The 13,154-nt window shown below is 48.5% G+C and carries 11 protein-coding genes; 6 read left to right on the top strand and 5 right to left on the bottom strand.

Features of this window, described 5'->3' with window-relative positions; genetic code table 11:
• Nucleotides 1-4: 4 nt before the first annotated feature.
• From EGC76_RS08620 to EGC76_RS08610, 3 genes are read left to right on the top strand one after another with little or no spacing between them, the layout of a single operon-like run.
• Complete coding sequence (locus EGC76_RS08620) at nt 5-3,004, top strand: protein kinase domain-containing protein (RefSeq protein ID WP_128352581.1); 3,000 nt, start codon at nt 5-7, stop codon at nt 3,002-3,004.
• Nucleotides 2,958-3,707 carry a sensor histidine kinase gene (locus EGC76_RS08615; RefSeq protein WP_128352580.1) on the top strand — a complete coding sequence of 250 codons (750 nt, stop codon included), beginning with the start codon at nt 2,958-2,960 and terminating at the stop codon, nt 3,705-3,707. Before EGC76_RS08620 ends, EGC76_RS08615 begins: the two co-directional genes overlap by 47 nt.
• Nucleotides 3,704-4,330: a response regulator gene (locus tag EGC76_RS08610; protein WP_128352579.1), complete on the top strand. Its 627-nt coding sequence runs from the start codon at nt 3,704-3,706 to the stop codon at nt 4,328-4,330. Before EGC76_RS08615 ends, EGC76_RS08610 begins: the two co-directional genes overlap by 4 nt.
• Here EGC76_RS08610 and EGC76_RS08605 read toward each other — a convergent pair.
• The 3 genes from EGC76_RS08605 to EGC76_RS08595 all read right to left on the bottom strand — a co-directional run bounded on the left by EGC76_RS08605 (nt 4,327) and on the right by EGC76_RS08595 (nt 7,004).
• Complete coding sequence (locus EGC76_RS08605; RefSeq protein ID WP_128352578.1) at nt 4,327-5,562, bottom strand: Zn-dependent hydrolase; 1,236 nt, start codon at nt 5,560-5,562, stop codon at nt 4,327-4,329. The genes EGC76_RS08610 and EGC76_RS08605 overlap by 4 nt on opposite strands.
• Nucleotides 5,563-5,845: 283 nt before the next feature.
• Complete coding sequence (locus EGC76_RS08600) at nt 5,846-6,373, bottom strand: carboxymuconolactone decarboxylase family protein (protein WP_128352577.1); 528 nt, start codon at nt 6,371-6,373, stop codon at nt 5,846-5,848.
• 79 nt (nt 6,374-6,452) lie between these two features.
• Nucleotides 6,453-7,004, bottom strand: a complete 552-nt coding sequence (locus EGC76_RS08595; RefSeq protein ID WP_128352576.1) for a peroxiredoxin — start codon at nt 7,002-7,004, stop codon at nt 6,453-6,455.
• A gap of 179 nt (nt 7,005-7,183) precedes the next feature.
• On the opposite strand from EGC76_RS08595, the gene EGC76_RS08590 reads away from it, so the two are divergent.
• On the top strand, nt 7,184-8,098 hold the full coding sequence (locus tag EGC76_RS08590) for a hydrogen peroxide-inducible genes activator (RefSeq protein WP_128352575.1): 915 nt from the start codon (nt 7,184-7,186) through the stop codon (nt 8,096-8,098).
• 26 nt (nt 8,099-8,124) lie between these two features.
• On the opposite strand, the gene EGC76_RS08585 is transcribed toward EGC76_RS08590, so the two are convergent.
• On the bottom strand, nt 8,125-8,550 hold the full coding sequence (locus EGC76_RS08585; protein ID WP_128352574.1) for a hypothetical protein: 426 nt from the start codon (nt 8,548-8,550) through the stop codon (nt 8,125-8,127).
• A 132-nt stretch (nt 8,551-8,682) separates the two neighbouring features.
• Here EGC76_RS08585 and EGC76_RS08580 point away from each other — a divergent pair, with 132 nt between their 5' ends.
• Entirely contained in the window at nt 8,683-9,819 is a 1,137-nt protein-coding gene (locus tag EGC76_RS08580) for a PQQ-dependent sugar dehydrogenase (RefSeq protein ID WP_128352573.1), read from the top strand.
• Between the two features lie 3 nt (nt 9,820-9,822).
• Nucleotides 9,823-11,811: a TonB-dependent receptor family protein gene (locus tag EGC76_RS08575; protein WP_128352572.1), complete on the top strand. Its 1,989-nt coding sequence runs from the start codon at nt 9,823-9,825 to the stop codon at nt 11,809-11,811.
• Here EGC76_RS08575 and EGC76_RS08570 read toward each other — a convergent pair.
• Nucleotides 11,795-13,153 (bottom strand): sigma-54-dependent transcriptional regulator, encoded by a 1,359-nt coding sequence (locus EGC76_RS08570; RefSeq protein ID WP_128352571.1) that lies wholly within the window; start codon nt 13,151-13,153, stop codon nt 11,795-11,797. The two genes, EGC76_RS08575 and EGC76_RS08570, sit on opposite strands and share 17 nt — an antisense overlap.
• Nucleotide 13,154 lies beyond the last annotated feature (1 nt).

Raw genomic sequence — 13,154 nt, 5'->3', positions numbered from 1 at the left:
CACGATGGCTGATCCCGACGAACACGATAACTTGTTATCGAATCACACGACCACAAAATTGACGGCGCAATCACTGCTCAAGCCTGGGCAGCTTTTAGCGGAGCGCTTTCGTATTGTTCGTTTACTTGGCCATGGCGGTCAAGCGCGGGTATTTGAAGCCTACGACGAGGTGCTTGAAACCCAATGTGCATTGAAAGTTCTGGCTCAAGAAGCTGATGCTAGTGAAGTTGAACAGCTACGGAATGAAGTGCTTCTTGCGCGTCAAATCCATCACGCCAATGTCGTTCGTATTCACGAATTTTACGCAACACCGCAAGCGACGTTTTTCACGATGGCGCTCGTTAACGGAAAGGTTCTAAGTCAAGCGCTCGACGACAGCCCAGCAGCCCCTGACGTTATAAAATGGTTTGAGCAGTTGTTAGGTGCATTACAGAGTTGTCATGAAAGCGGTGTTATTCATGGCGATTTAAAACCAGACAACTTATTAATTGATGATGATGGCAACTTATCTATTATCGATTTTGGTATTGGTCGAACACTTGATAATAGCAGCAGTCAATTTGGGTCCACCGGTTTCGTTGCGCCTGAACTTGCGACGTCACAACAAGCAACGACTGCAAGTGACCGCTATGCGCTTGGCAAAACGTTAGCTTTAATCCTAGAAGCAAGTGAACCCAGCAGCTGGAAAAGCGCTTCTGTGACCAAACGAGCGTTACAAAAACTGGCCGTTAAACTGCAAGCTGACACCCCAAATCAACGCCCGTCACTAGCGCAATGCCAAGATCTTCTAAAGTCCACCGCATCAAAAGGTAGAATGTGGCTGGCGCTGGCCGCTGTGATTGTATTTACCCTGTCCATTTTGATATTTGTGATGCCACAAGAGAACACAGATTTACCTACGGAAACTTCGGTAACCACTATTGCTATAGCCATGGTAGAAGGTGAACCTGCTTTAGCTGAGTTAACCCATCTGCTCTTACAAGCTGAACCAAACATTTACTCCATAGAACCGCAAACTGTAAGCCAACTAATTAAAAATATGGGGATACAGCCGTTTGAGTCGGCATCTGAACGCGCGCGATTAGCGCAGCTGACACAAGCCCAGTATTTATTAATTTTAACGTCGCGAACTTTAGGCGGTAAATTGCAATTACATGCGCTACTAACAGCACATCCCTCGGAGCAAGTCATATTTTCAAAAACATTTGATACCGAAAATGTGGCACCCGAAAAGTTAGTCACCGCTATTTCAGGAGCGTTAAACAATGTCTTACCCAACCAAAATTCTGAGATGCCTTCGACGGCTTTCATCAGCTACAAGGTCGTTCAAGATTTAGCGGCAGCTCGAGCCGGAGATGACGTCAATGCGCTTACGTTAAAACTACGCGAAGTTATAGAGTCGCCCAAAGCTCCGGCGGTATTAAAACTGCAAGCACGAATTGAGTTAGCAATTATCAATGAACAGTTTGAACCCGCCGCCGCTTTACTTGATCAGCTTTTGAAACAGTTTCCACATCGCGCCGATGTACTTGCCCAACGAGCGAATGTGGCAGCTGCATTAAATGATCTTACTGTTGCTCGTGAGTACTATCGTCGCGCTCTATCTTATGATCGTAACCAGCCCATGTGGTGGTTTGAACTGGCGCGCTTAAAGATCATTCAGGGTGAAACCGAGTCGGCCATTAATGAAGAGTTAACCCAGAGTCTTATTCAATTTCGGCAGCGTGAAGATTTAAACGGTCAAGGACTGATTTTAAATGCTTTTGGTGTCGCTTATTTACGCTTAGCAAAGTTTGACACTGCGGCCCAATATTTTCAGCAAGCGCTAGAATATCGAACCCAAGAGCGTGCCCCTCGCGAACGCATAACAACACTCAGTAATTTAGCCACTGTTTTAGCAATCACCGGGCAGACTCAAGAAGCTGATCAGTCGCTTCGTGAAGCGACACGACTCGCAGATGAGATTGATGACGCACTAGCGGTCGCTCACATCGAGAACGAACGCGGCCTATTATTTGAAGAGCAAGGCGACTATCAAAGTGCATTGCGCCATTATAAACGTGCATTAGACATTCGTTTGCGTGAGGGTGACGACTATGTTCAAAGCCAAAGCATTAACAATGTCGCTTTCATTCACTTCCTAATTGGTGATTTCAGCTTAGCCGAGGTGTATTGGCGCCAAGCCCTGCAAACGGTAGAAAACCTCAATGAGCAAGCAACGCTGCACAGTATTCAACTTAATTTGGTGCAATTATTGATTGCCCAAGGCCAGTTTAACCAAGCAGAGCAACTATTGGCCGAATTGTTGCGCAGCGACGACAAAAGCACCGAAGCCAACCTATCCGCACAGCTTCAGATTAGCCGTTTAAATTTTTTGCAGGGCCGTATGGCCGTAGCTGATGATTCCGGCGAGCAAGCGGAGCAAATAGCACAATCAATCAATGACCCGCGCGGTGCTATCGAAAGCTTGCTCTGGCGGGCTGAAATGGCAATATTTCTGCACCAAACTGATTTGTTTGAACAACATTCAACAAATCTTGGAGCTCTCCAAAATGAGTTTAATCAAGAGCAAAAATTGATTTTTGACTGGTTACTCTTGCTCGGTCAGAAAAATAATTCACAAGCCGATTTCGCCGCATTCGCAGAACGCGTTATCCAGCAAAAACCCTCTCGCTTAGTCGAAATAAAGCTGTTAAGCGAGTTAGTATTCAGAGGCAACTTCCCAGAATCAGCGTCGGTGTGGCAAAGGCTCGAAACAATTAGTAACGAACGCGTGTTTGCTTCTTACTTGCCATATCTCGCCGCACAAAGCTTTGACAACTCTAAACAGGTGCTGCAAGCTGCATTGCAGCAACACGCGAGTTTTTGGCGTAACTTTGAGTTATATTCATACCTTGATGATGTCGCATTTGAAGAACAACAACGCGCTGCCTATGAGCGGCTAATCGAAAACATGAATGAAAAACAGCAACAAGCCTATAGAGCATTCGCTAGCGGTCGATGAATTAGAGGGATTACTTGCTCAAGTTCAAGACCAGCAGCGTTTACTTCAACAGCAACTCGATTACGAACACCACGCTATGCTTGGTCTAGCGAAACGATTGTGGGTACAACAAGAGCAAGAAAGAGCTTATTTTGCGCGCGAGCTACATGACGATATCGGTCAGCAGCTCATCGCCTTACGGGCGCAGATTGATGCACTGCAAAATCCGCAACTGGAACAGATACAAGAAGGGCTCTTGCACCTCATTGAAAGTACCAGAAACCTTTCTCGCATTATGCACCCGACCATTCTCTTTGATCTTGGTTTGGAGCGGGCACTTACTTGGCTCAATCGACAGCTTTTAGAACCGGCCAACATTCAGCTTGCTATTCATTACGATTTATCCATAACACTACCTAATGCTGTCAACTTATTACTCTTTAGAATTGCGCAAGAAACGTTCGTAAATAGCGTGAAACACGCTCAAGCAAGTGAGATCGATTTGACAATATCGGAGACTTCGCAAGGCATCGTACTGAAAATTAAGGACGATGGCATCGGGTTTAATGTGCAATCAATCGAATTCGGTATCGGGTTGCAAAGTTTAAAAGACAGAGCCTTAGCCTGTGGAGCCTCATTAGATATACACTCAAAACCCAACTGCGGGTGCGAAGTAACTCTACTTCTGCCTTATCAACAACTTTCAGAGTTTGGCGACCTATGATCTCTCTCATTCTTGCCGATGATCACACCATGGTAAGACAAGCCATAGCAACCACCTTAAAAGCTACTGGATTATTTTCTATTACGTATGAGTGTGGTGACGGTGCTGAACTTGTTGAGACAGCATTAAAATTCCCAGCTGATATCATTTTAATGGATATTTCGATGCCCAAAATGAACGGTTTTGCGGCGCTCGAGAAACTTCTTCACCACCGACCTCAAACCAAGGTGATTATACTGAGCATGCATAGTGAGCCAGAATATGTTGACGCAGTAAAGCTGGCTGGCGCGCGAGCTTACATTCAAAAAGACGCGCCTTCGGAACTGCTCATTCAAATCATACAAGACGTCGCTTCTGGTAAGTCGTATTTCCCCGCTAACCCACAGCAAGGGTCGGGGCCAGTAGTGTCGTCGATAAACCCGATGGAAAATTTAACGCGGCGCGAACGCGAAATTTTCTATTTGGTTGTCGCCGGACGAAGTAATAAACAAATTGCTCAGTTGCTATCACTTTCAGCAAAAACCGTGGAAAACCACCGCAGTAATATCTTTAAAAAATTGAAAGTTGCATCCACAGTTGAGCTCATTCATTTTGCCGCTAAAAATGGATTACTTGAGCCTTAAAATGATGTTTTTGTCATTGCCACAACTGTATCTAAGAGTACATTTGTGCCGGCCTCAACATCATGCCAATGCGACCATTCATCCGGTGCATGACTTACGCCGTTTATCGATGGAATAAAAATGAGCCCAGCATGGGTGATTTCTGTCAGAAACTGAGCGTCGTGGCCTGCGCCGCTGGGCATACGCGTATAGCTGTATCCGCGCTGCTTTACTTGCTGCTCAATAATATCGGTGAGTTGCGCTGAGCAGGGCTTGGGCTCTAACCAGCTCACTTGCTCGTACTCAAACATCAAGCGATGTCCGCGCGCAATTGCGGATAGCGTCTTACGACAGGCGTTGGCTAACTCTTTCATCACACCTTCGTCCATGTCGCGCCCGACAATAGTAAATACTGCCTCGCCCGGCACGGTGTGCGGGTGCCCCGGTTTGAGTTCAACTTTACCCACTGTAATGCGGGTTTTGTCGGTGCCGTTTTCCGCAATGATCCGTTCAATTTCGTGAGCGAAATCGGCTAGGCCCATAAATGCGTCGCTGCGCATATCCATGGGTGCGGTTCCGGCGTGGTCTGCTTTACCTTTTAAATGCACAATCCATTTGAATACACCGGATATGCCATCAACCACGCCAATTTGCACGTCGCTTTGAAATAACACCGGGCCTTGCTCAATATGCAATTCAACGAACCCTTTGAGTTGTTCCGGCCGCCATGCTGCGTCTAATGCTTGCATGACATCAAGCCCTTGCCCGGCCATCGCATCTTTCAAGTAAACGTTATCGGCGTCATGGGCCGATAGTAACCAGTCAGGATTTAAGCAGCCCGCTATGGCTTGTGAGCCTAGCATTCCGCCAAAACGCCCTTCTTCTTCGGCCGTGGCAACACCCCAAATGGGTGTATCGATTTCCGATTGGTGTTCTTGCAGCGTTTCAATAACTTCGAGCGCAGCCATTACGCCAAGTGCGCCATCAAAGATGCCGCCGGCGGGCACTGTGTCTATGTGGGAACCCATTAAAATAACCGGCTTGCTTCTGTCGCCCCGGCCAAAAAATATATTCCCAGCGCCATCCATAAAGGTTTCCAAACCGGCACTTTTTGCTTTGTCTTGCAGCCAGCGACGCCCTTCCATATCGGCATCGGTAAAGCCAATGCGGTACATACCGCGGTCTTGTTCGTTGTAACCAATTTTTGCGAGTTCGAGTAAGTTTTGCTTTAGTCGTTCTCCGTTGATATTCATAAAACCGTCCGCTTCGCTATTCGTGATTCGTCCGCTGCGCTATTCGTACGTTCGCAGACTCACTGTTCGTTGTCGCTCAGTTTAGTATAGAGGTTGGATGCGGTTTTTTCGAACAGCAAAGCGCACCAACAGCGCAGCGAACGAAACACGAATCACGCTTTCTGTTTTACGCAAAAAAAAGCCCGGCGGGGTGCCGGGCTAAAAGAGAACAACCAGATCTCAGGGAAGTTTCAAACACTATAAAGCGCATGTATGACAAAAAAGTGACATCAGGCGATTAAAATTAAGCGATACGCTTAGCTGTTGCTGCAGCATTCATGACAGCTGCCATTTTAATCGAGTTTTGAATCACTTGAGCTGAAACGTCGTGCTTCAGCAATACACCAACGTGCGAGTCAATGCACATGCCACAGCCAGCTAAGGCTGAAACGGCTAACGAGTACAACTCAAAGTCAGCTTTTTCAACGCCAGGGTTGGCCATACCGTTCATGCGCAAACCTGCTGGCAATTTCGAAAACTGCTTGTCGGTGCACAAATGTAAGAAGCGATAATAAATGTTGTTCATCGCCATTAGGGTTGCCGCAAGTTTTGCTGCGCCATCCACGTTATCTTCTATTTTGCCTTCAGCTTCTACTTTTACTGCGTCAATCAGCTCTTGGTCGCCAATTGAGTAAGCTAAAGACAGGGCCGTGCCATAAAATTGGGTCGCGGTCATACCCGAAGTATCGACATTGCCGAAAATGTTCGACAAGTTGAGTTTGGTATCTTTACCGTGGTCGCCCAAACCTTGTTTGTAATCTGCAATGCTCATTTAAATTCCTCCGCTTAAAAACGGTGCCGCTTGCGCGGCACCTATAGACATCACCTAACTGTGGGGGTGCGATGCCTAATTACAGGGTGTCACCGCCTACTGCGCGGTTACATGGACACAATTCATCAGTTTGCAAACCGTCTAAAATACGCAGTACTTCAGTTGGGTTACGGCCTACATTTAAGTTGTTTACTGACACGTGTTGAATAACACCGTGTGGGTCAACAACGAAGGTTGCACGCAGGGCAACGTTTTCCACTTGGTCACGTACGCCTAAACCGTCAACCAAAGACTTCACACCGTTGTCAGCGAATGACCACTGGTTCAAGCTTTTCAGGTCAGGGTGCTCACGGCGCCATGCCAATTTCACAAATTCGTTGTCAGTGCTACCGCCCATGACCACTGCGTCACGGTCAGCGAATTCTTCGTTCAATTTCGCAAACTCAACAATTTCAGTTGGGCATACGAAGGTGAAATCTTTCGGGTAAAAGTAAATGATTTTCCATTTGCCTTCGAAGCTGTCGTTGTTGATGGTTTCAAACGCGCTTTTGCCATCTTCTTCTGGCAGGTTGAAGCCAGGCTTTACACCAACCACTTCAAATTCTGGTAACTTATCGCCTACTGTTAACATATGTGTGTCTCCTTGTTGGACAAACCAAACGTAAAGGTGTTGAGACATTGCGTCTCAGCTCGGGGACTATAGTAGGCGCTGGATTAAATTTGTTAAAACGAATAAAACGGATTATCATAATCGAAAATACTAATTAAACGATTTCGTTATTTATTTCGTCAGCCACGGTGAGGCACCTCATGAGCAAACTACCTAGCTTAAAAAATCTCAGCTACTTATTAGCATTGCATCAGCATCAAAACTTCAATCGCGCTGCAACTGCCTGTAACGTCAGCCAGTCGACCTTAAGCAGTGGTATTCAAAATTTGGAAGAGCAGTTGGGGTGTCAGCTGATAGAGCGTGACCACAAATCGTTTTTATTTACCGGTATGGGCGAAGAAGTTGTCGAGCAGGCGCGGCGCATCCTAACCTCAACCGAAGAGCTGCTGTATTTTGCACAAAGCCAAGGCAAAACAATGGAAGGACCGCTGAGAATTGGCTGCATTCCAACCATTGCACCGTTTCTGTTAGGTGATTTAAGTAAAAAGCTGCAGCGTGACTATCCAAACTTACAGTTGAATATTCGTGAAGACACAACCACCAATTTGCTGCATTTATTGCGCAATGGTGAGCTCGATGTGTTGGTGCTGGCGCTGCCAATCGACATTCAGGGCAATCAAAGCTACGTATTAGGCCGTGACCCGTTCAAGCTGGTGATGCATAAAACCTTGGCGGAAAAACTCGAAGAGCCGGTGCAGTACAACAAGCTACCCGACAACTCCATTTTCTTACTGGAAAAAGAACATTGCTTAACCGGCCACGCCGTAGCGGCATGTGAACTGGCCGATTCCAGTAAAATTAATCCATTTACAGCAACCAGCTTACACAGCTTAGTGCAAATGGCCGACGCCGGTTTAGGCGCTACCTTCTTGCCACAAATGGCAATTGATCGGGGTATTTTAAACGGGACTGATTTGGTGGCATTAAAGCCGACAGGGAAGGAAGCGTCACGCGACATTGGTTTGGTCTATCGGCCTACAACGAACCGCCGTCAGACATTCCGGCGCTTTGCCGAGGTTGTCGCACAACTTCTGCCCGAGCCGCTACTTGAGTAGCGGCCGGAGCAAAAATAAAACGTGGTTTAAGGTGCTGTACGCAGCTCGCTAAGACGCGGACCGATACTGGCTTGATCAGGTGCTTTCTCAGCGCGAACTTGTGCTTCAGAAAGGTCAACTTCTTGACCCAGTTCAGCAGAAATTAGCGCCTGCAATTGATCAGGGGTCAGGTTCTTACCCGCTTGCACAACGCGCAAGTCGGAATCGTCACCGGTAGCTGCCGAATTCGGCAAATAAATGGTACCGTTAGAAAAGTCGACAGCAAAAGCTATAACGCCGGGTACTAAAAAGAATAGTAAGCCAATGCCATTTAGCGCAGCAACGCCAGCATCGATTCTTCCGCTTGTTTGCCCCTTGCGCTCTGGATACAGGATGGTTCCGCACGCACTAAGGTGCATGGTAACCAGAATCATTGCAGCGGCTTTCATTGTGTTACGTTTGAAATCTACCATTAAATACTCCTTGAGAAGGTGTTAATTTCTTGTAATACATTGAGTGTAGCGAAAAAAAAGCAATCCAAATTCCTATTTAAACTATATTTACACTAGTACAGATTGGTGTATTAGCAACTAAAGGAGAACCTTATGTTACGTACTCTACTTGCGGTAAGTATTACTGCAGCGCTGGCATTAAATGCCTCATCAGCTGCGGCTGAAACCGTTTCAACTGAGCGTCACAAGGTATCTATTACTAGCCTGACCAACAAATTAGATAAGCCATGGGGAATGTCGTTCTTACCTTCGGGCGAGTTATTAGTCACGGAGAAATCTGGTGCTTTGCGTCGTGTGAAACTCGACGGCTCAATCAGTGTACCACTAACCGGCGTACCTAGTGTGGTAAATAAAAGCCAAGGCGGATTGCTCGATGTGGCGGTTGACCCAAACTTTGCCGATAACAACTACGTTTACATCAGCTATTCTGAAGCCGACCCTCAGGGCGGCGAAGGCAACAGCACTGCGGTAATGCGCGCAACGCTTACCGATACAGGGTTAACCAACGGAAAAGTGATTTTCCGAGGCGCCCCCAAGTATAAAAGTGGCGCACACTTCGGCTCGCGCTTAGTGTTTGCACCAGACGGTCATTTGTTTATTACGCTGGGCGACAGGTATTCAGCCATGGACGATGCCCAGACACTGGACAACCACCACGGTAAAGTGGTGCGAATTAAGCCTGACGGCAGCGTACCAAGTGACAACCCCTTCGTTGGCAAAGATGACGCACTGCCAGAGATTTGGTCATACGGGCACCGCAATGTGCAAGGTGCCGCAATTCACCCAACCACAGGTAAACTGTGGACCGTTGAGCATGGCCCTAAAGGCGGTGATGAAATCAATATTCCTGAAGCCGGCAAAAACTACGGCTGGCCAATTGCCACCTATGGGGTGGACTACGATGGCAGCATTATCAGTGACAAAACTCATGTCGAAGGCACCATTCAACCGCATTACTATTGGGTGCCTTCAATTGCTACTTCAAACATGATTTTCTATACCGGCGATAAATTCCCAGCTTGGCAGGGCGACTTACTGGTAGCGGCACTCAAAGGCTCGCAAGTTGCGCGGCTTGATCTTGAGGGTGACCGCGTGATGCATGAAGAAACTTTATTTGAACAGGCTGTCGAACAACGGATTCGTGATATTGAACAGGGTCCTGATGGCTACATCTATCTGATTACCGATGACCGCGCTGGTCAGCTTATTCAAATTAAACCTGCGGAATAAACTATGTTTGTAAGTAGTCACTTACTGCTTTTATCAACGCTGGCTTCGGCCAGCGTTGCTGTTGATGAAGTCATTGTAGTGAATCAAAGTAAGCCTCGCACCGCCCAAGAAACGCCTGCGTCTATCAGTAACGCGGACGTTTCTGAGCAGCCGGCGGGGCTACGTATTGATGCGGCCGAGTTACTCAAAGGGCTCGCTGGTGTACAAGCCGATTCGCGCGCGAACTATGCGCAAGACACACGTATTACCTTACGAGGTTTCGGCGCGCGTTCTGCGTTTGGTGTACGTGGCATTGTTTTACAACTTGATGGGATTCCTTTGAGCATGCCCGACGGCCAGGCCCAAACCTCAAGTATCTTGCTGGATGAACCAGAGAACGTTCAGGTGATTCGTGGCCCGCTGGCAACGATATACGGCAATAGCGCCGGCGGTATGGTGCAATGGTTCAGTCGTCGGCCAGATACCACGCAACTGCGTGTTGATGCCATGGCTGGCAGCAATGCCACACAACGCCAACTGTTGCAGGGTGATTGGGTAGATGATTCAACCGCCATACGTGTTGTGGGTACACGTTTACGCACCGACGGTCCGCGCGATCACAATAGCGCAGAGCGCGACCAACTGGCGCTGCGCTGGTATCAAGACTTAAGCGATAGCGTAGAAATGATTGTGCGTCTGGACGACAACAACGCCCCACATTTACAAGATCCCGGCTCGCTGAGCCCCGATGACTGGCGTGCGGACCCAACACAAACGTTCGGTGGCGCCACGCGCTTTAATACGCGCAAAGCCATTCATCATCAACAAATGTCGGTGTCGCTGCGCAGTCAAGACGGCTGGCATATCAACAGCTGGAAAGGCTGGCGCGATATTGAACAATATTTGCCATTTCCTGGTGGGGATATTCGCGGCTCGGGTGCGGTGATTGATTTACGCCGTAGCTTCGTTGGTGTTGATGCCAGCTACGATTACAACTGGGAATTCTCTCAGCCGTTAACCACAACGGTTGGCGTGCATCATGCAGAGCAAGATGACCGCAGGTTTGGGTATGAGAATAACTTTGGCGAACGCGGTGAGCTGCGCCGCAACGAGCTTGGCGAAGTAACCCAGCAGGCCATCTACAGCTTGACGGATTGGCGCCCGGTGGACGACTTAACGGTACTTGCTGGGTTGCGATACAGCGACGTTGATTTTGGTGTGGATGATTACTTTGTGGTACCAAACAACCCGGATGACAGTGGCGCACAGCGCCAGCATGCATGGAGTTGGAGCCTCGGGTTAAATTATCAGGTTAATGACCATTGGCAGGTGTTTATAGCCCGCGGTAATGGTTTTGAAACCGCAACCCTAACTGAATTGGCCTACAGCAACACCGAAACCGGTTTAAACACAGAGCTTGGCGCTGCTTACAATCAGCAATTGGAAGCTGGGGTAAAGTGGCAGGGTGATTCACTGCAAGCGCAGTTAACCGCGTTTCGAATTGATACCACCGATGAGATTGTGGTTGACCAAAGCATTGACGGGCGCACCACGTACACCAACGCCGGCCTTACCGAACGCAGTGGTATTGAGCTTGAAGCAAGCTGGTTCATCAGTGACAACTGGAATTGGCGCACGGCTGCGACCTTGCTTGAAGCAAACTACGCCAGCGGTGAACGCTTACCCGGCGTTGCAGAGCGTCAATTGTATAGTCAGTTAAACTGGGACTATCGGCCAGAGCAACGATTGAGCGTGATTACAGAATACCGTGGTGATGTTGCGGCGAATGACGCCAACACCGTTATCGCTCCCAGCCATACCTTGTGGCACCTCAATTGGCGCGCTACCTACAGCATTGCGCAATGGCAAGTGTCGCCGTGGGTGAACCTGCACAACGTTACCGACAAAGCCTATGTCGGTTCGGTGGTGGTGAACCAAGGCAGCGGGCGGGCGTTTGAGCCTGGTACCGGGCGCGAACTGCAAGCCGGTGTGCAATTTAATCGTCGTTGGTAAGCCAACGGTACAAGGTGCGGCGCGTAATACCCAAGATGCGCGCGGCTCGTTGTTTATTTCCTTCCGTATGGGCCAGCACCTTGCGCACATAATCAGCCTGCAACGCATCCATGGATGGCCATTGCTCGGTGGCATGGGTCGCAATTTCTGACACCTGCTCAAGGCGCATTCGTGCCGGTAGGTGCTCCGCATCTATCCAGTCACCGTCACAAAAGGTGACTGCGCGCTCAATAGAGTTTTGTAATTCCCGCACGTTGCCGGGGAAATTGTAGGAATAAAACAATTCCTGCGCTGCCGCGGCTAAGCCTTTTATCCGTTTATTTTGTTGCTCGCTCACCTGCTGAATAAAGTGCTCTGCCAACAGTGCCACGTCATCGCCGCGGTGCCGCAAAGGCGGCACTTTAATGGCAAAAGTTTCCAGCCGATAAAATAAGTCTTCACGGAAACTTTTATCAGCGACCTTTTGCTCTAAGTTTTGATGGGTCGCGGCGAGAATACGCACGTCAATCTGCACTTCCTGATCGCTACCAACTGGCCGCATTTTTCCTTCTTGCAAAACGCGTAGCAGCTTCGCTTGCAAGGCCAGTGGCATTTCACCAATTTCATCCAGCAACAGGGTTCCACCGTTGGCTTCTTTGAGCAGACCTGCACGTGCTTTCTGAGCGCCGGTAAAGGCTCCGGCAGCGTGACCGAAAAATTCACTCTCTAATAATTCTGCCGGTATACCGGCACAGTTAACCGCTAGAAATGGTCCTGCTGCGCGTTGACTTTGTTGGTGCAGGGCTTGCGCAACAAGCTCTTTACCGGTGCCGCTTTCACCTAAAATTAACACTGCCCCTTCAACCGGCGCCACGCGTTCAATTTCATCGTACAGCTTTTGCATCACCCGGCTTTTTCCGATAATTCCCGCTGGCCCTTCCGCGGTGCGCTGCTGCGACTGGCGATAGTGCTCAACTTCATCACGTAACTGATGAAATGTTAGTACACGCTCAACACTAACCAGCAAGTGCTCAAGATCTAACGGCTTGGTCAAGAAGTCATCAGCACCTTGTTTTAAGGCTTCTACCGCTTGGTCCACGGTGCCAAAGGCGGTGATGAGAATCAGTGGTGGCGCCTTCTCCTGAGCTTGCAATTGCGCCAGCAACTCAAGCCCACTTATACCCGGCAGGCGAATATCGCTAACCACCAGCTGTGCTTCGAAGGTAGCCTGTTGGTTCTGGAATGATTCAACGTCCGTAAATGCTGCGACGTCATAACCGACACTTTCCAATTCTTCTTGCAGCAACTCACGTAACCCTGGGTCATCTTCAATTACCGCAATGCGAACGCTTTTGGTATTCATG

Origin of the sequence: Pseudidiomarina gelatinasegens (assembly GCF_004025325.1) — a bacterium.
Taxonomy (GTDB): domain Bacteria; phylum Pseudomonadota; class Gammaproteobacteria; order Enterobacterales; family Alteromonadaceae; genus Pseudidiomarina; species Pseudidiomarina gelatinasegens.
The sequence above is the reverse complement of the archived record's forward strand: the minus strand, read 5'-3'. Positions and strand labels throughout refer to the sequence as shown.